This window comes from Marinicella meishanensis (genome assembly GCF_019931145.1).
Taxonomy (GTDB): domain Bacteria; phylum Pseudomonadota; class Gammaproteobacteria; order Xanthomonadales; family Marinicellaceae; genus Marinicella; species Marinicella meishanensis.
This window is the reverse complement of the sequence record NZ_JAIOUV010000006.1, coordinates 223,958-245,229: the sequence shown is the minus strand read 5'-3', so window position 1 is coordinate 245,229 and position 21,272 is coordinate 223,958. Positions and strand designations below refer to the sequence as shown.

Sequence of the window (21,272 nt, the reverse complement as noted above, 5' to 3'; positions counted from 1 at the left end):
CATATTATGAATTTAGCAACCACCAAAGCCGTCATCACTGGTGGCGCATCAGGCCTGGGCTTCGCCTGTGCAGAACACATTGTCAAGCAAGGCGGACAGGTGACCTTGATTGACATCAACCCACAAGCCGGCGCAGACGCGGTGGTTCAACTGGGTGCCGAATCAGCCACCTTTGTGCAAGCCGATGTCAGTGATGAAGGCCAAATACAACAAGCCTGTGATCACGCCAAACAATTCATGCGCAGCATCAATGTGGCCATCAACTGTGCCGGGGTGTTGGCCGGTGGCCGGGTGCTGGGTCGCGAAGCCCCCATGGCTTTGGACCATTTCAACCAAGCCATTCAGGTCAATTTGGTCGGCAGTTTTAACGTCGCCAAAGCCGCTGCCAATCTGATGCAACACAACGAAGCCGATGCCGATGGCCAACGCGGCGTGATCATCAACACCGCCTCGGTGGCCGCCTTTGAGGGGCAAATCGGTCAAGCGGCCTATTCGGCCAGTAAAGGGGGCATTGTTGGCATGACCTTGCCGATGGCCCGCGAATTAACCCGTTTTGGCATCCGCGTGATGACCATCGCGCCAGGTGTATTCTTGACCCCCATGGTCGCCGGCTTGCCCGATGACATCAAAGCCGCGTTGGGCGCTTCCGTGCCTTTCCCATCACGTTTGGGCGAGCCCACTGAATTCGCCCGCATGGCTGAACACATCATTGAAAACACCTATTTGAATGGCTCCACCATCCGCCTGGATGGCGCCGTCAGACTCGAACCCAAATAAACCTGGTGGCCACGCCACCCAGCATCGCGAAGGTGGTGTGGTCCTTGACCCGCCTAAGCTGACATAACATTCTGCTATAAGCATATCAGTTTCTGTCAGTTCTCAAATTTAATTCAGCCGTCTAAACTGCCGTTTTATCCATTTGAACAGTGACGGTTGTGAAATTAGATACCTTGGCCCGTTTGCAGTGGCCAGACTCCCCCAACACCGAGCAGCATTGGCAACAGCTCAATCAACTGCTGAGCCAGCTGAGCGCTGCAGAAAAACTGTGGCTGGCCGGTTTTTTGGCCGGCCAAGCCCAATCACCAGAGCAGGCAACCACGACCAACCAGGTCGCGGATCAAGCCTCGGAACAAGCGGTATTGACCATTTTATATGGCACCCAAACCGGCAACAGCGAAGGGGTGGCGCGTGACCTGCAATCACAAGCCGCCAACGCCGGTTTGGCCACTGAAGTGCTTTCGCTGGCCGATTTTTCCGTCAAACAATTGCCCAAGAAATCCCATGTGGCCCTGATCATCAGCACCCATGGCGAAGGTGAGGCACCCGATGATGCCGAAATCTTCCATGAACAACTCTTTGCCAAAAAAGCCCCATCATTGGCCCACTTGCATTACAGTGTGCTGGCTTTGGGCGACAGCAGTTATGAGCTGTTTTGCCACACCGGCAAGGAATTTGATGAACGCTTGCATGAACTGGGTGCCAAACGGCTGCTGCCACGGGTGGATTGCGATGTGGACTATGAGAGCTTGGCCCAACAATGGCAACAAGACTTGTTACCGGTGTTGGAAGAGGCTTTGATGTCGGCAGCGCCAGCTCAAAACAACATCACCCCCCTGCCCCTGGCCCCAGCCAAGGCGCCAATGACCCGGGTCGATAAGCACCATCCGGTGGCAGCCGAGGTGTTGGCCATACAAGCCATCACCGGCCGCGGTTCGGGCAAAAACACCCAACACATCGAATTGGGAATCGATCCGACCTTGATCCAATACCAGCCGGGAGACTCATTGGGCATTTGGGCCCACAACGACGCCGCGGTGGTCGATGCCTTGTTACATCACTGGCAATTGCAGGGCGATGAACCACACACCTTCAAAGAGCAGCACAAAACCATCCGAGCGTTGCTCACCGAACACATTGAAATCACCCAAATCAGCAAACCCTTGGTGCAATTCATGGCCCAACACATCAACGATCCGGCCTTACAAACCTTGGCCCAGTCGCACCAACAGTTCCTCGAATACTGTGAGGGGCGCCAGTTGTTGGATTTGTTGCACCAGTTCGATGCCGAGAATCAACTGGGTGTGGAGCGCCTGTTGCCCGAACTCAAAGCCATCACCCCACGGCTGTATTCCATCGCTTCCGCCCAGTCGGTGCTGGATGATGAAGTGCATTTGACCGTGAATTTGGATTCAGCCACTGCCCATGGTCATCATGGTTTGGCCAGTGGCTTGTTGTGCCAACGCCTGGCGGTCGATGACCGTGTTTCGGTTTATGTGGAACCCAACAAACATTTCAAATTACCCGATGACCCCAAGGCGCCGGTGATCATGATCGGACCTGGTACTGGGGTGGCGCCATTTCGCGCCTTCATGCAACAACGCCAAGCGCAAAGCGCACCAGGCGACAACTGGTTGTTCTTTGGCAACCCCCACTTTGCCACCGACTTTTTGTACCAAACAGAATGGCTGAAGTGGCTGAATGACGGCACTTTGACGCGCTTGAATGTGGCATTTTCCCGTGACCAAGCCGACAAGGTATATGTCCAAGACAAACTGCGAGCCCATGCCGAGGCCGTTTGGCAGTGGCTGCAACAAGGGGCCCATTTGTATGTCTGTGGCGATGCCAACCGCATGGCCAAAGACGTGGAACAAACCCTGCTCGACATCATCAGCCAGCACGGCGACATGAGTCAGGCTGAGGCCTCCGCCCATTTGCAAGGATTGAAACGACAACAACGCTACCAGAAAGACGTGTATTGAGATGAGTAACGAAAACCAAACTTTAGAAGCCGTTGAACACATCAAGCAAGACAGCAACTACCTCAGGGGCACCATCGCCCAGGAGCTGCGCAATGAAGTGACTGGCTCCATCACCCCGGACGACACCCAGTTGACCAAATTCCACGGCATCTACCAACAAGATGACCGCGATTTGCGCAAGGAACGCGCCAAACAAAAGCTGGAACCCTTGTACAGCTTCATGATTCGGGCCCGCGTGCCTGGCGGTATCTGCCAACCCGAGCAATGGTTGGCGATTGACGACATGGCCGATCGCTATGCCAATGGCAGCATCCGCATCACCACCCGTCAGGCCTTTCAGTTTCACGGGGTGATCAAAGGCCGACTGAAAGCAACCGTGGCGGCCATCAACCAACAATTGATGGACACCATTGCCGCTTGTGGCGATGTCAACCGCAATGTCATGTGCACCGCCAACCCGGAATTGTCCAGCATTCATCAGTCGGTGTATGCAGTGGCCCAAGCCATCAGTGACCACCTGACCCCACAAACCCGTGCCTACCATGAAATCTGGCTGGATGGTGAACAATGGACCGCGGACGATGAGGCCGATCATGAACCGATTTATGGTCAAACTTACCTGCCCCGTAAATTCAAAACCGCGGTGGTGATTCCTCCCGATAATGACGTCGATGTGTTGGCCCATGATTTGGGCTTCGTGGCCATCATCAAAGACCAACAATTGACCGGCTTCAATGTGACCGTGGGCGGCGGCATGGGCACCACCCATGGCGACCCCGCCACTTTTCCCTTGTTGGCCCAAACCTTGGGTTTTTGTACCCCCGATCAGGTCTTGTCAGTGGCTGAAAACATCGTCAAAATTCAACGCGATCATGGCGACCGCAGCAACCGCAAACACGCCCGCTTCAAATACACCGTGGATGACCATGGCATCGACTGGGTGCGACAGCAGTTGACCAGCCGCATGGGCGTGCCCCTGGCCGACCCACAACCGGTGCAATTCACCCACAACGGCGACCGCTTTGGCTGGCGGCAGAATCAAGATGGCAGCTGGAACCACACCCTGTATATCACCAACGGTCGGGTTAAAGACAGCGCCGACTTGCCTTTGAAACAAGCCCTGCGAGCGGTGGCCCAAGTCCACCGCGGCGATTTCCGCTTGACGGCCAACCAAAACCTGATCATTGCCCGGGTGCCGGCACAGGACAAAGCCCTAATCGAGCAAATTTTGCAACACCACGGCTTGCTGGATGCCCATTCGGCCACCCGGCAACTGTCCATGGCCTGCGTGGCGCTGCCCACATGTACGCTGGCCATGGCCGAAGCCGAACGCTACTTGCCCGACTTGATCACCCAGGTTGAACAGCTGCAAGCCAAACATGGCATCGCAGACCGTGGGGTGATGATTCGCATGACCGGTTGCCCCAATGGCTGTGCCAGGCCTTTCATCGCTGAAGTGGGTTTGGTGGGCAAAGCCCTGGGCCGCTACAACCTGTATTTGGGTGGGCGTCCTGATGGCACCCGCTTGAATCAATTGTTTGCCGAGAACATCGATGAAGCCTCCATCATCCAACACTTGGATGCTTTGTTGGGACAATGGTCACAGCAAGGCCAACCACAGGAGCCATTTGGTGACTTTGTGATTCGTCAGGGCCATGTGCAAGTGGTGCAGCACGGCATCGAAGTCCACATCCAAAACAAGTGAGGTCAGACGATGAACCACAGCTGTCATGATTTACACCGCCAAACACCACCGGCGTATCACTGCATGGACCACATGAACCGGGATTTTGCTGCTTTAACCACCACCCAACGGGTGGAACAAGCCGCCCAGTATTTACCTGGTCATTGGGCCATGACCTCGAGTTTTGGCATCGATGCTGCGGTCAGTTTACACCTGATCAACAGCGTCATTCCGGGCATTCCAGTGATCCTGATCGACACCGGTTATTTATTCCCAGAAACCTACCAGTATGCGGAGTTATTGACCGACCGCTTGGGTTTGAATCTGCAGGTTCACCAAAGTCCGGTGTCGGCGGCCCGCTTTGAGAGTCAACATGGCCCATTGTGGGAGGCCGGTTTGCCTGGCTTGGAACGGTACAATCAGCTGCGCAAGGTGGAACCCCTGCAACAGGCTTTGGCCGCAGGCCACATTGGCAGCTGGTTTGCCGGCGTCAGGCGCAGCCAATCGGCCCACCGTCAGCAGCTGCCGTGGATCGAATTCAAACAGGACCGGTACAAAATTCACCCACTGCTGGATTGGACCGATCGCGACATGTACCAATACCTGCAACAACAGCGATTGCCCCAACACCCCTTGTTCGATCAGGGCTACCTCACCGTGGGTGACACCCATTCAACCAAATCATTACACGAAGTGGATGAGCTGGATCAGTTGCGCTTTTTTGGTTTGAAACGAGAATGCGGCATCCATGAATGAATGCCAATGGCGAGATTCACAGTTGGTTGATGATGTGTTCAGCCATCAGCCACTGTGCAGACCAACTGTTGGCGGGCGCTTGGACGGTTAACACGAACAAATCATGGTGCTGTTCATCAATGTAGTACTCGGTGACCACCAGCTGCCGGTCGGCATTCTGGTATTTGACATTGAACACTTTGAAATTGGGGTGGCTTTTGTACTGGCTGTCCAACAGCGTAATACCCGGGTTGTCTCGCAGCTGTTGATACAACTGCAGGGCCAAAGCAAAGGCCCCCTGTCGCTGGTTGCGCAGGGTGTTGGCATACACCGCCAAGCGCACCCCTTGGTTGAAATCACCCAAGCCTTCGAAGGCTTGCAAACTGATCAGCCATTGTTCATTTTGTTGGGTTTGGATGCGCAGCTTTTGCCAATGTTTGGGAATGAACCGGGACCAATCAGCAGCGAAATAAGGACTGCGCGATTGGCGTTGATTCTGTGGTGGCACAGGCCGCATTCCTTGACGCGGCTGCACTTGGGCGGGTTTGGCTTCGCGAGGTGGCGGGGTGGTGGCAGTCTGGGGACGTTTGGTCACGGGAGTTTTGGGCCGGGTTTCAGGCAACTGGGTGACGCTGCAGCGGCGGTCTTGTATGACCACCCGACCATCAGGCTGTTGACAGCGGTACATGGTTGGTTTTTTGGCAGCAGCCGTCAGCACCGAGCCCAACAGCAGCAGCCCAACGGCCACCCTCATGGCTGGCTTAAAACGGCATGCCGCCAGGCATTTTTCCACCCAACTTCTGCATCATTTTAAGCATCCCCTTGCCTTTGAATTTGCGCATCATTTTTTGCATTTGGTTGTATTGTTTCAACAATTTTGACACGTCTTGGATGCTGGTCCCAGAACCATTGGCAATGCGCCTTTTTCTGGAGCCTTTGATCAGTTGTGGATAGCGTTTTTCCTTAATGGTCATGGAGTTGATCACTGCCAGCATGCGGTCAGTGGTTTTGTCGTTGACCTGGTCCTTGACGGCATCCGGCAGTTGCCCCATGCCTGGTAATTTATCCAACATCGAGGCCATGCCACCCATGTTTTGCATTTGCACCAACTGGGCCTGAAAATCTTCCAAGGTGAATTTGTTGCCCTTGGCCACTTTCTTGGCCAATTTTTCGGCTTCCTTCTTATCGACTTTGCGTTCAACTTCTTCCACCAACGACAACACATCACCCATACCCAGGATGCTGGAGGCAATGCGGTCCGGGTGGAACGGTTCCAGGGCGTCCATTTTCTCGCCCACACCTTGAAACTTGATCGGTTTGCCGGTGATGGTTTTCACCGACAACGCCGCCCCGCCGCGGGCATCGCCATCGACCTTGGTCAGCACCACCCCGGTCAGCTCCAAGGCGTCGGCAAAGGCCTTGGCGGTGTTGGCGGCATCTTGACCGGTCATGGCATCCACCACAAACAAAGTTTCGGTGGGGCTGATGCTGTGCTGTAAAGACTTGATTTCGGCCATCATGGCTTCGTCCACCGCCAATCGACCGGCGGTGTCGACGATCAGCACGTCGTAATAGCCTTTCTTGGCCGCTTGTAAGGCGGTCATGCCAATGGTCACCGGATCGTCAATCACTGAGGATGGGTGCCAATCAACCCCCACTTGCTCAGCCACTGTTTGCAGCTGCTCAATCGCTGCCGGTCGGTAGACGTCAGCTGAGACCACCATGACTTTTTTCTGCTCGCGCTCTTTCAGGTAGCGGGCCAATTTACCGGTGGTGGTGGTTTTACCGGCCCCCTGCAGGCCAGCCATCAATATAACCACGGGAGGTTGGGCATTGAAATTGATCCCTTCAGTGGCTTCACCCAGGACTTTGATCAACTCTTCCTGCACCACTTTGACCATCACCTGAGCCGGCTTCAAACTGGTCAAAACCTCTTTGCCCAAGGCCCGTTCTTTGACATCATCAATGAATGATTTGACCACCGGCAAGGCCACATCGGCCTCCAACAAGGCCACCCGCACTTCGCGCAAAGCTTCCTTGATATTGTCTTCAGACAGGTTGGCCTGTCCCCGGATTTTCTGTATGCTCTTGGCGAGTTTGTCGGTCAAATTATCAAACATGTTGTTGATTATCCTGTTGGTAAAAAATACAACCTGCTATTATAATGTGAATATCTGTAAATAGAAACGTGACGGTCAATTATTATTGCCGCTTCCCTGATATGACATACCTCTTCCTGGCCACAGCGGTGTTACACCTGTTGGCACTGTTGACCGTCAAAAATTACCTGACTTCGGTGGTGCTGTTTATCTTGGCCAGTTTGTTGCAAACCATCATCACCGGTCAATTGTTGCTGACCACTGATGGTTGGGTCTTCAATGCCCAAAACGCCTGTTTGGTGGTCAGTTGGATGGCCAACATCATCGTCCTGTTGGCGGCATTCAGGCTGCCTTGGGTTCGAGGTATCTTGCACTTGGTCGCCATTGTCATCCTCGGCTGGATTTACTTTTTACCACACACCACCGCCTCAAAACCCCATGTTTGGGCCATAGACTTGCACATCCTGTTGTCGGTGTTGGCCTACTCATTGTTGTTTGTGTCATCGCTGGTTTCGATCAATTTGGGCTGGCAAATCAAACAAATGAAAAAAAACGTGTTCATCTCACAAAGCATGACCATCAACAGTTTGTTGCGCAATGAAGAAAAACTGTTCAAGCTGATTTTATTTGGCTGGTTGTTTTTGAGCTGTTCTTTGATCACCGGGGTGATGTTTGTGCAAGGGTTCTTGTCACAAGGCATGGGTCACAAGATCGTCTTTTCTTTGGTGGCTTGGATGCTGTTTGCGATCTTGATCGTGGGCCGCCTGACCAAAGGTTGGCGCGGGCGCACCGCCATCAAATTGAACCTGTTGGCCATGAGTTTGCTGATGCTGGGCTTCTTGGGCAGTTACATCGTATTGGATTATTTGGTGTAAGCTTGCTGGATCAAATACCCACAAGTTATTTAGTGATCACCATCGGCGTCCTGCTCTTGTTGTCGGCATTTTTCTCCAGTTCGGAAACGGCACTGATGGCCTTGAACCGGATTAAGTTGAAAAATGATGCGAAACAAAGAAAAGGCGCCTATCTGGCCAAAAAACTGCTGGAAAAACCCGATCGGCTGATTGGCTTGATCTTGATCGGCAACAACTTCATCAACATCGCCGCCACCGCACTGACCACCATTGTGGCGATCAAAATCGCTGGCGACAAGGGGGTTGCCTACGGCACCGCCTTTTTGACCTTTGCCATCCTGATTTTTTCTGAAGTCACACCCAAAACTTATGCCGCCTTGCACCCGGAAAAAATTGGCTACACCGCGGCTTTTATCCTGACCCCCTTACTCAAAGTTCTGTATCCGGTGGTCTGGACCACCAACTTGATGACCAATGGCTTGTTGCGCTTGTTGGGCGTGCCCAAGAACATCGCCTCTGAGGCCTTGTCCAGGGAGGAACTGAAAACCCTGGTCATAGAGAACGACCTGATCAACCCCGATGTGCACCAAAAGATGATGATCAACGTGATGAACCTGGATCACATCAACATCGAAGACGTGATGGTCCCACGCAATGAAGTTCAAGGCATCAACATCAATGACGACTGGGATCTGATTGAAAAACAGCTGGTCAACACCTACCTGACCCGCTTGCCGGTCTATGTTGACAACATCGACCAAGTGATTGGCATCCTGCACATCCGCACCATCCTGACCATGTTGAAGAATCAAAATTTGGATGTCAACAAACTCAAGCGCATCTTGCGCAAGCCCTACTTCGTGCCCGAAACCGCCAGTTTATCGGCTCAGTTGCGCGAGTTCCAAAAGAAAGAACGGCGCATGGGCTTGGTGGTCGATGAATACGGCGACTTGGTGGGCTTGGTGACTTTGGACGACATCCTGGAAGAAATCGTCGGCAAATTCACTTCAGAGCCGGGGGATCGCGGCTTGAAGATCATCAAGCAAGGCGACAACCAATACGTGGTCAAAGGCCGCATAGCCGTCCGCTCCCTCAACCGCCGCTTGCAGTGGACACTGCCGACCGAAGAAGCCACCACCATCAATGGCTTGATCACCGAACACATCCAGGATTTACCGACCAAAGATTTGGGCGTCAACATCGATGGTTATCACATGACCATCTTAGAGACCACCGAAGACAACATCATCAGCCGGGTGTTGATTGAACCGCCGGCCAATCCGGCTTGACTCCACTACCGCTGAGTAGTGCCCAATGGCCGTTGGCGGCGACTGAACAGCAACCACATGCCAACCAATGACACCAACAACAGCAACAGGGCCATGAACGGCAACACCCACGCTGGGTTGAATCCCAGGATATAACCGCCGATTGCACCACCCACAAAGGCCCCCAAGAACTCACTGGTGGCAAACACCCCCATGGCAGCACCCCGGTATTGCTCATCTGCCATGCGTGACAAGGCCGATGGCATGGCCGCTTCTAAATAGTTGAATAAGCCGAAATACAGCACCAAGCAAGCGGCCATCAACCACAGCCATTCAGGGGTCATATTGATCAACAACAAGCTGATGCCCAGCAGCATGAATCCAGCGGTCATGAATGGCCAGTGCATGTTCAGTTTTTCCTGACCTATGATCAGCGGCAGCATGATGGCCAAAGACAACAACAACACTGGCAAATACAGCTGCCAATGAGATTCCAGTGCCAAATCAAACTGCTGTACCAAGACCAATGGCACCACCAAAAACAAGGCCGTCATGGACGCATGCAGCGCAAACACCGCCACATCCATCCACAACAACTCCTTCTGTCGCACACAATGCAGCATTTCTTGGAAACGATAATCCCTGGCTTGCCGTTTGGGCGGTTCCTCAACCACCCACAGCAACACAAACAAGGCCAGCAGGGCCAAGCCAGCAGTCAGCCAAAACAAACCGCTGAGCCCAACCATTTGAGCCAGAATCGGCCCGGTGATGAAAGCCAACATGAATGACAGACCTATGGAACTGCCAATCACTGCCATCATTTTGCCCCGTTGTTCAGGACGGGACACGTCTGCCACCAAAGCCAGGCCGGTGGCAGCGATGGCCCCCATGCCTTGTACCAATCGACCAGCAATGATCCAATAGATGTCGGTGGCCATGGCCGCCATCACCGAACCGATGATGAACAAGCCCAAGCCCAAAGTCATGATTTTTTTGCGCCCCCAAAGGTCCGACATGAAGCCCATAGGTATTTGCAACAAGGCCTGGGTCAAGCCATAGACACCGATTGCCAAACCCATCAACACCGGCGTGGTACCAGGCACTTCTGCGGCATAAATGGCGAACACCGGCAAGATCAGGAACAAACCGTACATGCGCAGAGCAATCATGAACGCAATGGCCCATGCCGATTTTTTTTCGAGTGAATTCATCTTAGACATACCGGTGGCGAATGGTATCAAAATAATCAGGTCAGACCAATCAATAATTCCCCCAACAAGGCAAATAAACGCACGGCCGGTCTGGATAAGGCTGCTGAGCTCTGTCAGCCGCCATGGATTTGTGCGGCCCATGTGATTCCTTGCCGACACACTGTTGACACAATGGGATTAGACTTGAAATCAGTTCTCTCCCACCACACAGACTTGGATTGGTCTCGGCAACAAAAATGAATGAAGAGCCAAGCGGATTCCTTTATAATGGCGGGCGAATATTTTTGCCGCGAGAAACAGCACACCCACCACCATGACCAACACCGTCAACCACATCAACGACGTCATCAAACTCACCGACCCGGGCATGCAGCGGGTCAATCAACACCTGCGTCAACAACTTAACTCTGAAGTCATTTTGATCAATCAAATTGCGGAATACATCATCAGCAATGGTGGCAAAAGGCTGCGCCCCATGTTGATGTTGTTGATAGCCGACGCGCTGGCTTATGAAGGTGACCAAAACATCAATTTGGCGGCGGTGATTGAGTTGATCCACACCGCCACACTGCTGCATGATGATGTGGTGGATGAATCGGAAATGCGCCGCGGTGAAAAAACATCCCATGAGATTTGGGGCAATTCAGCCAGTGTGCTGGTCGGTGATTTTCTGTACTCCAAATCATTCCAGATGATGGTCAAAGCCAACCGCATGGAAGTGATGTCGATCCTCTCGGATGCCACCAACAAAATTTCAGAAGGTGAGGTGCAACAGTTGTTACAGATTGGCAACATCGACATCAGCGAAGCCGATTACTACCAAATCATCGACAACAAAACCGCCAAGCTGTTTGAAGCCGCGTGTGAACTGGCCGCGGTGATTGCCGAACAACCCAGTCAAGTGCAGCAAGAGCTGGCGGCATTTGGCATGTTGTTGGGTGCCGCTTTTCAAATTGCCGATGATGTGCTGGATTACACCGCCAGTGACGACGATTTGGGTAAAAACTTGGGGGATGACTTCAGCGAAGGCAAATTGACTTTACCCCTGATTCATTTGTTGAAAAACGGCACAGGTGAGCAGCGACAAACCGTCATTGAAGCCATCAAACAACCGGATCAAGCCGATTTCAAAGCAATCAAGCACATGGTCATCACTGCAGGGGCCATTGAATACACCATCGAACAAGCCCAATCCAGAGCCGCTGCGGCCAAACAGAAACTGGCCTCCCTGCCCGACAGCCTAGCCAAACAAGCCCTGCTTTTCTTGTGTGACTTTGCCTGGCAGAGGAATCAATAACAGCAGGATGCTGTAAAGACTGGTTGGGTTGGATGTGCCGTCAGGCCACCTCAGTGGCCAAAGATTGCTGAATTGAATGTTGGCGTCCCATAGGGGACTCGAACCCCTGTTGCCGCCGTGAAAGGGCGGAGTCCTAGGCCACTAGACGAATGGGACGCAGGACATTCAAATCATTTCAGCCAAACCTGGATCTGGCACGAAGATTGGGTGGTTGTGATTGGCGTCCCATAGGGGACTCGAACCCCTGTTGCCGCCGTGAAAGGGCGGAGTCCTAGGCCACTAGACGAATGGGACGCAAAGGACTTTCACATTGCTTTGTATTTGACAAAGCCTCTTAAAAAAGTGGTGGAGCTAAGCGGGATCGAACCGCTGACCTCAACACTGCCAGTGTTGCGCTCTCCCAGCTGAGCTATAGCCCCACAAAGAGGATGCGTATTATCGGCATTAATCACGGCAGAGTCAAATATTTTTCTGCAGAATTTGTGATTTTTTTGCCGCCTGCCCGAACCAACTCACGGTCAGTGGCCCGGGGGTTGGCTGCAGCCCCAGCAGACCGCACTCAAGGCCCTCGATACACGCAACCGGATGTGCACGTTTCACACACCTCGACTTGTGACAATGGCGCCAAACTGGGTTTCAAATGATCCCAGATCCAAATCGCCAAGTGTTCACTGGTGGGATTTTCCAAGCCCACCACATGGTTCAAACAAGCGTGATCCAATTGTTCAAAAATCGGTTTGAAAGCTTGCTTGATGTCAGCAAAATCAACAATCCAGCCCAGCTGCGGATCCGGCTCTCCAGAGACCGTGATGATCACCTTGAAGGAATGGCCATGCAGTTTGCCACACTTGTGACCGACAGGCACATGCGGCAACCAATGGGCTGACTCCAGGTAGAATTCTTTGTAAATGTCCATTTATTTCTTTTTGACGTACAACACCAATTTGTGGTCGATCAATTCATAGCCTTTGCTTTCGGCAATTTTGACTTGCAACTGCTCCAGTTCCGAGTCAAAAAACTCGATCACTTTGCCATAGTCCACATCCACCATGTGGTCGTGGTGTTCTCCGGTGTCCAACTCATACACGGCTTGGGTGTTTTCAAACAGATTCTTGCTCACCAAACCAGCTGATTCAAACTGATTCAAGACCCGATAAATGGTGGCCAAACCAATATCATGATCGGCCGACTTCATCTCATCATACAACTCTTCTGCGGTGTAGTGCTTGCCTTTGTTTTGGGTTAAAAACTCCAGAATTTGTAGGCGGGGCAAGGTGACTTTGAGGCCGGCTTCTTTGATTTCTTTTTTGCTCATCGCAAGAATTAACTGTTATTTAATTGATTTTATTGTATCATTCCGGATTGATTTTTGGACTAATAATTAAAATGAAAGTAATCATCGTCGGCACCTTATTGGCGATCTTTGGCCTCACAGGATGTTACAAAACACCGGTACAACAAGGCAACATCCTCAAGCAAGAAGACATTGATGAAGTCAGACCTGGCATGACCAAACAACAGGTGGTGATCATCTTGGGCACCCCCACTGTGGCAGACCCATTCAACCAAGACCGCTGGGACTACATCAACACCACCAAAATCAAAGGTGAATTCAAAAAAGTAAAAAAGCTGAGCTTGTTTTTTGAAAACAACCAATTGGTCAGAACCGAAGGCAATTACTTTCCCAACAAAGACGACGTCACCACCACCGACGTCGATTGACCTTCATTTTTTTTCGGCAGCCGCCGCGCGTTTTCTTCTGACGGCCTTGGGATCGGCGATCAAAGGTCGGTAGATCTCTACCCGATCCCCATCCTGTACCACATGACTCAGTGGTTTGATTTGACTGAACACCCCAACTTTCATTTGCTGCAAGTCAATTTCAGGGTGTTGTTGCTGGACGCCTGAGGCTTCTATGCAGGCTTCTATGGTTGATCCATCAGGCACTTCCAGCTGGATCAATTCCTGCGCTTCAGGGGTTGCATAAATCAATTCAATTTGTGCCATACACCACCCCTGCCCTGGCCACAAAATCACCGACCAATTGCGCCGCCACCTGATCGAACCCTTTGGCAAACACCCGCCCCAACAGTCGCGACCTGACTTCATACTTCAATTGCAACTCCACTTTAGAGCCCTGCTCAGGATAAGGGGTGAACAGCCATTGACCATGGAGCTTGCGAAAAGGCCCTTTGACCAGCGTCATGGCCATGCGAATGTGGTCCTCATGGTGGGTGATGGTGTTCTCGGTGGCAAATTCCACCTGCACCCCTTTGATCCTGATGACCATTCCCGCGGTGTAGCCATCGGCAAATTGATCATCGATGAAGCCGGTTCGGCACCATTGCAAAAATTCAGGGTATTTTTCTATGTCATTCACCAGCGCCAGCATGTCTGTGGCTTGATGTGGCACCAAGGCCGATTTTGAAATCTCTGTCATGACTTGGGTTGATTGCTGACTGTTTTCATTTCTGTGCTGCAATTTGCCGTATAATTCAATAAAATTTAGGCTCGCATTGATCAAAAAAGGATATGGGTAAAACAAAGAAACAGGATAATACCATTGTCGTCAATAAAAAAGCATCTCATGAATACCATTTTATTGAAGATTTTGAAGCCGGTCTGGAACTGCAAGGTTGGGAGGTCAAGTCCATCCGTGCTGGCAAAGTCAGTCTCAATGAGAGCTATGTGTTCATCAAAGATGGTGAGGTGTTCTTAACCAACTGTCACATCACTCCGCTGAACAGTGCTTCCACCCACGTCAATGCCGAGCCAAACCGACTGAAGAAGCTGTTGTTACACCGACACCAAATCAATCATTTGATCGGGGCGGTGGAACGCAAAGGATTGACCTTGGTGGCCAGGAGCTTGTATTGGATCAAAGGCAAGGTCAAGTTAAAAGTGATCTTGGCCCAAGGCAAGAAGCTGCACGACAAACGCGCAGCTTCCAAAGAACGTGATTGGAATCGCCAGAAACAGCGAATCCTCAAAGGTAACAACAGCTGAATCAGTTGTTCCAGCAGTCGTCGTTGGGGCCTCTGCGGCCCAGGTTATCAACCCAAATGCTGGCACATCCGGCATCGTCGGCAGCTTGGCCACCACGGGCATTGGCCTGAATGCGCCAGGCCGCCCCACCGGCATTGCCTGCTTGGACAATCTGGTAATCATTCCAAACCAGAAAAGCATTATCCAAGGTCAAGGCAGTCCCTCCTCCGGTCACGTTGGTCGGATAGGTGTTGGTGTTGGCATAGAATTTTTCATACAAGCCTGCCACTTCTAACAATTTGGCATGGGCTTCAGCCCGTTTGCTCTCGACCACATACTGACGGTAGCTGGGGATGGCATAGGACGCCAACAAGGCGATGATGCCAATAACCACCAACAATTCGATCAATGTAAAGCCGTATTTCTTATTCATGATTCACTCCGAAGGTGCACTTTCTGATATAAAAATTATATCAGAAAATCGTGCACTTCGTTTGTTCTCGCCACGGATGATCATTTCAAAGAAATAGACATTACCGGGTTTCAAGTCTCGCAACTCCAAGCCATTGGCCTGGTCCTGCTCACTTCGGTAACTGGAGTTTTCTGCATCCATTTTGAAGCGATAGGTGTTGCCAGCAACCACCAAAGAACGATTACCCACATCCACCTGATCCAGTTGTGCTTGGACCACTTCGGTTGAAGAAGGCTCAGCCAAGGCCGCTGATGTGAACGACATCAGGGCCATGACCATTAAAATATTCAATAACTTTTTCATGATTTTTCTCACTCAATCAACAAATCTGACCAATTACGTCGGCGCCAGGTGAATTTTTTGAATTCAATGACCGTGGTGGTGCCAGCGCCCTCAATGATGATGTTGGAATTACCACCACCTTGGTTTTCAATGATGGGTGGGCGTCCCACAATCAAGTCGTTAACCTGAATACCCGTGCCATCAAACACCTGGGTTTGTGGGTTGCCGAACGGATCGGTAACAGTCGCATCCAGTTCGAAAATGTTGCCTGAATCTGGTGTCGCACCATGCAAGGGGTCTATCGCTAAAATCCAACTCTTACCACCGGCTTCACAGGGGTCAATCCCAGCCGTTACCGTGGTGGCCGCCAACAAGATGTCGGTGCCAATCACACTCATGGGGTTGGTCATCCGTTCGCCCTGCTCATTCAATTCCACAGTCCAGCCCCAGTCACCACCGATGTAGTCGACTTCACTGTTGGTGCGGAAATTTCGAATGGCTCGCTCCAGACCATTGGCATCTGTTCCCAAGATTTGTTTTTCCAACTCTTGCGGAATCAGTTCAGCTGAATTGTAGGTGAATACATTGCTGTTATCCACTGCATCAGCAAAACCCACAATATATTGGTCTGAGGGTAAGCTGATGGAACGGTCAGAAACCTCCAGATATTTACCGGTACCAAACATCACCAACGAGTCTTTTTCAGGTGTCACTGGGAATTCACCTTGGGCAGTGGCATCAAAACTGACCACCCGCGGTTGTTCGGTGATGGGGCGATGCATGATGCTGCCGCTGTCAAAAACCTTCACGATGTTTGATGAATTTTCCCAGTCAGAATAGTTGCTGCTGCGGAAATCAAATCGCCACAAGTTACCATACAAATCGCCGGCATAGGCATAATCGGCCCCTTGGTCAATACCGATTGAACCCGAAGTCAAACCCACACCATAAATGGAATCGACTGCCTGGGCAGGTCCCATGCCATTGGGGGTGGCGGCTGAACCCACATTGGTGTCCAGTTTGGCCAACAATTGACCGTCACGCAAGCGCACCACATACAGCACCGCCGAGCCATCGCCCTGGATGCCATCGTTTTCTGAGTTGTTGTAACCATTGGGAATCAACGCCACCCAGTCACCGGTGCTGGAAATGCGGGCGATGTTGGCCCGGCCATATGAATATCCCATGTCGGCATCATCACGATCGGTGAATTCCCACATGGCATCCGGCGCCGTAGCGGTAGGGTTGGTGACATCCAAGGCATAATAAGCTTGGCCACCATAGCGCATACCACCGACCAGCACCGTGCGCCATTGGCTGCTGATGAAGGCATCGGCCAACACCGGCGAATTGTCGACGTATGACCAATGCTCATAGACCGGATCCACCAATCTGTGGATGTTTTCCAAGGCTTTGGAAGGCATGTAACCCCAAATTTCTTGACCTCGGGATGGGCCTTCAGTATACACCGCATGCAACATGCCCGAGTTACTGCCGATGTACACCACATTGGTGCGATTGGCGTTGTTAATTTTGTAATCAATGTATCCATTACCGGCTTGTGCAGCGGCAAATTCATCTGAGCTGTCTGGCCAGCGGGTGTCACTGTAACTTTCACCGGGGCCACGCTGGATGATGGGACTGGCATGCACCACATCAGACAATTTGTTGTCGCGATTACGCAGCACGCCACCACCTTGAATCTCAACGCTGTTGTCGCCATTGACGAAACGAATGATGTCATCCACAGAGGTGCTCAAGCGGGTGATCACACCCAAGCCATTGAGGCTGATGATGGCGTCTAAATTACCACCCACACCCGGCAACAAGCGTTCCACATTACCAGTGATTGGATCATGGGCATAAATGCGGCGGTTGGTTTGTTGTACTTCGGTGCCGCCAGTCGATTCACAATTTCCGCCGGTTAATTTGCAGGCCAAATCCCAAGTGACGGCACCAAAGTCGCCGTCGGCATTGACCGGACGGGCCAGTAAGTTACCGGTCCAATTGGATGAATCAAATCCAGGGGTGTATGCTTGGGTGCCAGCGGTGATCACACCGGATGATACGGTGGAGGTGCTGCCGCGAGACAGGCGCTCCAGAATGCTGTTGACCACGGCATTCAGAGAAGCGGCCAATTGTTCCGGGTCATCGGCGCCAAAAAAGTCACCCCGGCTGTTGATCGATGAATGCCACACGTCATCAATTTTGGTCAAGGCATTACTGGCAATGGGCCAATCACAGGCGCCGCTGCGCAGGCCTTTTAATACGGCTTCTTTCGGATCAGCAATGGACGTGTCTTCAGGGCAGTTGGCGAAGTTGCCGGCTTGGTAGTCCAAAATCCTGGAGGCCTCCAAGCCCATGCCGATGTTGTACGTCACCATGTGTTGCCAATAGGCTGGGTCATTCTTCGGATTCCAGATGAAAGCCGGGTTTTGCCACTCATCTTGGCCCGGCGCAAAGACGATGTCAGCCCCCGTTGAATCGGTGTAATCACCTTTGTATCGTTTGACGTTGTTGTTCAATCCTGGCACCAAATCGCGCTGCCAAAAATGGAAAGCAATGTCTGACAATGAGGTACCGCCTTCACTCAAGGGATAGATGTGTTGTTCACCACCACCGTTGTAGCCGCCATATAAATTCAAGTCATCACCGGCCAACTGCCCCAGATTGGTTTCGTCCTGATCCACCGTGTAACTTAAACTTTGGTTCCACTCACCGTCAGAAATGGCGATGTGGAAATTTTGTTGACAAGACAAGCGGGTGTTGAAATCATCGGAATCGTAACTGTCCAATTGAGTGAACAGGTTACCAGCCCGATAGAAGGCGTTGCGCAGTGGCGTACCGCCGTTAGAAGGCACCCGAAACAACCAACGGAAAAAATCTTTGCGGTGTTCCTCGTCGAACCGTTCCAAATCGGGGAAATTGGTGTTGCGGTTCAGTTGTTGCCAGGCAATCTTGAAGGTCGGACCGAAAGTTGAAAAGGACCGACTGACCGCCGACTTGGCCAATTTATTGCGCGTGCTGTAATACGTGTACCAGTTGGCGAAATTTTGTCGTTGGCCGGCTGGCACATCCACCCGGGTATCGCCCAAGTAGTAAAAAGCCGACCGACCCCTGGCGTTGCGGGTGTCTCGATTCGGATAGTAATCGTTGTAATTGTTGGTGTTCACCGTATCCACATTGGGTGTGTTGGGTATCTTGGCAAAGCGCAGTTGATAATCACCAGGCCCGTAATAATAATAGCGGGCGATGGGCAAAAAATTACGGCTTAAGTCAACGGTGGCTGAATTGCTGTCAAATCCATCCACCTTCGCAGCGGTAAAAACTGAATTGGGCAACTCCACCCCATCGGCGCCAATCGGCGGACGGTAATTGATGTTGGGGTTGTAATATATTTTGTTGCGGGTTGGATCGGCAAAGGAACGGCGATCATAAGTGCTGCTCGAGTTGCTCAAACCACGACCCATAAAACCCCAAGCCATGGAACCCGAATCATCAAAGGTCACGGCCAAAGCAGGCGGCACCGATTGATTCAAGAACAAAGGATCATGAGACAGGTCCAGCAAAGCCGCGTTGGCGGTTTTGGCACCAGACATCATCACCAAAGTGGAGGTGATGGCTAATTTAAATGTGGTAGATAATTTCATGTGTACCTCTGCTTATTGACTGGGTGAACTGTTGGGAACCGCGGTATACACCGATTCCATCATGGCAAACGATTTGCCATCACCACTTCGGCTCTTGGCCGTGATTAAAAATGTGGATTGCTGTGGTGAGCTACCACCACCGCCACCGCCAGCGCCATAACTGCCGAATTCGACGGTTTGGGTCGCCCCACCTGCACCACCACCGGTGGTGCCGCGAATGTGTTGAATCATGTATTCTGGTTGCACACTCAACGCACTGCCCAACACCGATGCCGATGTGTAGTTGTGGCCGGGTTCTGAGCCTGAGGTGCTCCAGTCGTTGGCTTTGAAAGCTTCAACGGTGTTGTTCAAGCCCGAGGTGGGATCACCTGGGGTGTTATACAACGAATAGATGTTGGACAATGAGCCGGCTGCGGTGCCTTCAATCACCACGCCATTGGTGGTTTCCACCAAATTGTATAAAAACTGTTCACCAGCCCGCAGGGCACTTTGTGCGCCACTGTAAGCCAAGGAACGGTTCTTCAAACCAGCAGCCATTTTGTCCTGCAAAATGGTGCCCTTCATACCGGTGTATCCCATCAAGGTGATGATCAATAACAAGATCAAGCCCACGGCCAATGCAGCGCCGTTTTGATGGGTTCTGAATGGGGTTGTTTTTTTCATAATGTGTAGCTCCTGACTGGAACAATGGCAGAAAATTCTTTGCGGTGCATGCGCTCAGCAGGCATGCCAGTGGTTAAGCCCGTGCTGGGGTCTTGCGGGGTCAAACCGTCGGGCGAATAAATAAAAACTTCGTTGTCCAAGGTCGAACTGTTGGCCACGGTGTTCATCAACATGTGGACTTCAATGGCATAAATTGAACGCCAAAGACAACCTGGTTCATTGGCCAAGTTTAAGCTGTTGAGGGTGGGCGCCGCGGGTTGAATGATGCACCCTTGGATGGTGTCAATGGCGCCATCATTGTTGGTGTCACCACCGCCAGACACGCCTTGCACCTGATCGGCTGTCAGACGGGCCACGTGACCGGTTTGTAATTGGGCCAAATAAAACACATCCAAACGTTCAACCCCTTCAACCAATTGTTGGGCCACGCCATTTTCGGCGCGATACAGGGAACTGACACGTCGATTTGGGTTACCCGGATCGGTATCAACCCCGACAAAATAAGTGACTGTTTTGAAATCCCGGTTCATGCTGAACACGCGGGTGTCTGAATCAAGGGCCAGGAATGGCACCTGACCCACGGTAACCGAGTTGCTGCCCCAAGTGGCGGTGGTGACCATGGTGGTGTTGCAGTCGGCCACAATGGCATCACCAGTACTGCCAGCAGGTATGTTGTTCATGGTGGTTAAAGTGTTGCCAGCAACGCTTTGTACCCGAGTTCCACCGGTCAAGTAGCGCACGGTCAACACATCGGTGCTGGGTACCCGGTTGCCATCGGTGGTGCCCATGGACCTGACCACAGTCGCGGTGTCGCCACCCACATCACCAATGGTGGGTGTACAGGATCCGGCGCCACACTCATGGCCACGAATGAACCAACTGGGGTCCAGTGGATAGGGGACATTGGCGGCCAACAAAGAACCGGCATTGCCATCACTGAGTTGATCATCATCGTCGTCATCCAACAACACATCACCCACCGCCGGCAGGTTATGGGGTAAGGTGACATTGCGATCAACCAACCAGGAAGACATTTCATAGCCTTGATCCCAGTCGGTGGTGAAAGTGGTGGGTAAAGCCACCGTGGCGCAGTGCTTGCGGCCAGCATTCTGAATGTCTTGTTTGATGCGCATCATGGCGTAACGGCCATTTTCTTGCAACAAGGACAAGCCTGTTTGGGCGCGGTTCAAATTACTCGAGCTGGTGAACAATGACACCAATCCAAGTAAAATGATCAAGCCAATGACCATGGCGATCATCAGTTCAATCAGAGAAAAACCGCGGTTATTAAGTTGAGAATTGTTCATAGTCAT

21 protein-coding genes and 3 tRNA genes are annotated in these 21,272 nt (G+C 51.9%); 9 read left to right on the top strand and 15 right to left on the bottom strand.

Features of this window, described 5'->3' with window-relative positions; all coding sequences use genetic code 11:
- Positions 1-6 precede the first annotated feature (6 nt).
- The 4 genes from K7G70_RS12000 to K7G70_RS11985 all read left to right on the top strand — a co-directional run bounded on the left by K7G70_RS12000 (position 7) and on the right by K7G70_RS11985 (position 5,199).
- Complete coding sequence (locus K7G70_RS12000; RefSeq protein ID WP_223788891.1) at positions 7-777, top strand: SDR family NAD(P)-dependent oxidoreductase; 771 nt, start codon at positions 7-9, stop codon at positions 775-777.
- Positions 778-935: 158 nt separating this feature from the next.
- Positions 936-2,759 (top strand): assimilatory sulfite reductase (NADPH) flavoprotein subunit, encoded by a 1,824-nt coding sequence (locus K7G70_RS11995; RefSeq protein WP_223788890.1) that lies wholly within the window; start codon positions 936-938, stop codon positions 2,757-2,759.
- Between the two features lies 1 nt (position 2,760).
- Complete coding sequence (locus K7G70_RS11990; RefSeq protein WP_223788889.1) at positions 2,761-4,464, top strand: NADPH-dependent assimilatory sulfite reductase hemoprotein subunit; 1,704 nt, start codon at positions 2,761-2,763, stop codon at positions 4,462-4,464.
- A gap of 9 nt (positions 4,465-4,473) precedes the next feature.
- On the top strand, positions 4,474-5,199 hold the full coding sequence (locus K7G70_RS11985) for a phosphoadenylyl-sulfate reductase (RefSeq protein WP_223788888.1): 726 nt from the start codon (positions 4,474-4,476) through the stop codon (positions 5,197-5,199).
- 16 nt (positions 5,200-5,215) lie between these two features.
- Here the strand turns inward: K7G70_RS11985 and K7G70_RS11980 are convergent, their stop codons facing one another.
- Together K7G70_RS11980 and ffh are read right to left on the bottom strand one after the other, a co-directional pair.
- A complete protein-coding gene (locus K7G70_RS11980) occupies positions 5,216-5,932 on the bottom strand; it encodes a hypothetical protein (protein ID WP_223788887.1) in 717 nt (238 codons plus the stop codon).
- 7 nt (positions 5,933-5,939) lie between these two features.
- Positions 5,940-7,298 (bottom strand): signal recognition particle protein, encoded by a 1,359-nt coding sequence (gene ffh / locus K7G70_RS11975; RefSeq protein WP_223788886.1) that lies wholly within the window; start codon positions 7,296-7,298, stop codon positions 5,940-5,942.
- A 101-nt stretch (positions 7,299-7,399) separates the two neighbouring features.
- Between ffh and K7G70_RS11970 the strand changes: the two genes are divergently transcribed.
- Together K7G70_RS11970 and K7G70_RS11965 are read left to right on the top strand one after the other, a co-directional pair.
- The gene (locus tag K7G70_RS11970) at positions 7,400-8,152 is read left to right on the top strand and encodes a cytochrome C assembly family protein (RefSeq protein ID WP_223788885.1); all 753 of its coding nucleotides are present in this window, start codon (positions 7,400-7,402) and stop codon (positions 8,150-8,152) included.
- Positions 8,153-8,154: 2 nt separating this feature from the next.
- Positions 8,155-9,420, top strand: a complete 1,266-nt coding sequence (locus K7G70_RS11965; RefSeq protein ID WP_223788884.1) for an HlyC/CorC family transporter — start codon at positions 8,155-8,157, stop codon at positions 9,418-9,420.
- 5 nt (positions 9,421-9,425) lie between these two features.
- Here K7G70_RS11965 and K7G70_RS11960 read toward each other — a convergent pair whose 3' ends face one another.
- Entirely contained in the window at positions 9,426-10,610 is a 1,185-nt protein-coding gene (locus K7G70_RS11960) for an MFS transporter (protein WP_348525083.1), read from the bottom strand.
- A 313-nt stretch (positions 10,611-10,923) separates the two neighbouring features.
- Between K7G70_RS11960 and K7G70_RS11955 the strand changes: the two genes are divergently transcribed.
- Entirely contained in the window at positions 10,924-11,907 is a 984-nt protein-coding gene (locus tag K7G70_RS11955; protein ID WP_223788882.1) for a polyprenyl synthetase family protein, read from the top strand.
- Between the two features lie 80 nt (positions 11,908-11,987).
- Here the strand turns inward: K7G70_RS11955 and K7G70_RS11950 are convergent.
- The 5 genes from K7G70_RS11950 to K7G70_RS11930 all read right to left on the bottom strand — a co-directional run bounded on the left by K7G70_RS11950 (position 11,988) and on the right by K7G70_RS11930 (position 13,222).
- Positions 11,988-12,063 (bottom strand) — tRNA-Glu (locus tag K7G70_RS11950).
- Between the two features lie 62 nt (positions 12,064-12,125).
- Positions 12,126-12,201, bottom strand: a tRNA-Glu gene (locus K7G70_RS11945).
- Between the two features lie 49 nt (positions 12,202-12,250).
- A tRNA-Ala gene (locus K7G70_RS11940) sits at positions 12,251-12,326 on the bottom strand.
- Positions 12,327-12,466: 140 nt separating this feature from the next.
- Entirely contained in the window at positions 12,467-12,823 is a 357-nt protein-coding gene (gene queD / locus K7G70_RS11935) for a 6-carboxytetrahydropterin synthase QueD (RefSeq protein WP_223788881.1), read from the bottom strand.
- Positions 12,824-13,222: a Fur family transcriptional regulator gene (locus tag K7G70_RS11930; RefSeq protein WP_223788880.1), complete on the bottom strand. Its 399-nt coding sequence runs from the start codon at positions 13,220-13,222 to the stop codon at positions 12,824-12,826.
- A gap of 71 nt (positions 13,223-13,293) precedes the next feature.
- On the opposite strand from K7G70_RS11930, the gene K7G70_RS11925 reads away from it, so the two are divergent.
- Positions 13,294-13,629, top strand: a complete 336-nt coding sequence (locus K7G70_RS11925) for an outer membrane protein assembly factor BamE (RefSeq protein WP_223788879.1) — start codon at positions 13,294-13,296, stop codon at positions 13,627-13,629.
- A 3-nt stretch (positions 13,630-13,632) separates the two neighbouring features.
- Here the strand turns inward: K7G70_RS11925 and K7G70_RS11920 are convergent, their stop codons facing one another.
- Together K7G70_RS11920 and K7G70_RS11915 are read right to left on the bottom strand one after the other, a co-directional pair.
- Positions 13,633-13,914: an RnfH family protein gene (locus tag K7G70_RS11920; protein WP_223788878.1), complete on the bottom strand. Its 282-nt coding sequence runs from the start codon at positions 13,912-13,914 to the stop codon at positions 13,633-13,635.
- On the bottom strand, positions 13,901-14,347 hold the full coding sequence (locus K7G70_RS11915) for a type II toxin-antitoxin system RatA family toxin (protein ID WP_223788877.1): 447 nt from the start codon (positions 14,345-14,347) through the stop codon (positions 13,901-13,903). Before K7G70_RS11915 ends, K7G70_RS11920 begins: the two co-directional genes overlap by 14 nt.
- A gap of 92 nt (positions 14,348-14,439) precedes the next feature.
- Here K7G70_RS11915 and smpB point away from each other — a divergent pair, with 92 nt between their 5' ends.
- Entirely contained in the window at positions 14,440-14,913 is a 474-nt protein-coding gene (smpB, locus tag K7G70_RS11910) for an SsrA-binding protein SmpB (protein WP_223788876.1), read from the top strand.
- A 1-nt stretch (position 14,914) separates the two neighbouring features.
- Here smpB and K7G70_RS11905 read toward each other — a convergent pair whose 3' ends face one another.
- From K7G70_RS11905 to K7G70_RS11885, 5 genes are read right to left on the bottom strand one after another with little or no spacing between them, the layout of a single operon-like run.
- Positions 14,915-15,325 (bottom strand): type IV pilin protein, encoded by a 411-nt coding sequence (locus K7G70_RS11905; protein WP_223788875.1) that lies wholly within the window; start codon positions 15,323-15,325, stop codon positions 14,915-14,917.
- Positions 15,326-15,328: 3 nt separating this feature from the next.
- Positions 15,329-15,667 carry a hypothetical protein gene (locus K7G70_RS11900; protein ID WP_223788874.1) on the bottom strand — a complete coding sequence of 113 codons (339 nt, stop codon included), beginning with the start codon at positions 15,665-15,667 and terminating at the stop codon, positions 15,329-15,331.
- An 8-nt stretch (positions 15,668-15,675) separates the two neighbouring features.
- Positions 15,676-19,296, bottom strand: coding sequence for a pilus assembly protein (locus tag K7G70_RS11895; protein WP_223788873.1), 3,621 nt, complete (start codon positions 19,294-19,296; stop codon positions 15,676-15,678).
- Positions 19,297-19,308: 12 nt separating this feature from the next.
- Positions 19,309-19,959, bottom strand: coding sequence for a pilus assembly PilX family protein (locus K7G70_RS11890; protein WP_223788872.1), 651 nt, complete (start codon positions 19,957-19,959; stop codon positions 19,309-19,311).
- A complete protein-coding gene (locus tag K7G70_RS11885) occupies positions 19,956-21,266 on the bottom strand; it encodes a prepilin-type N-terminal cleavage/methylation domain-containing protein (protein WP_223788871.1) in 1,311 nt (436 codons plus the stop codon). The genes K7G70_RS11890 and K7G70_RS11885 overlap by 4 nt, the downstream gene beginning before the upstream one ends.
- Between the last annotated feature and the right edge of the window lie 6 nt (positions 21,267-21,272).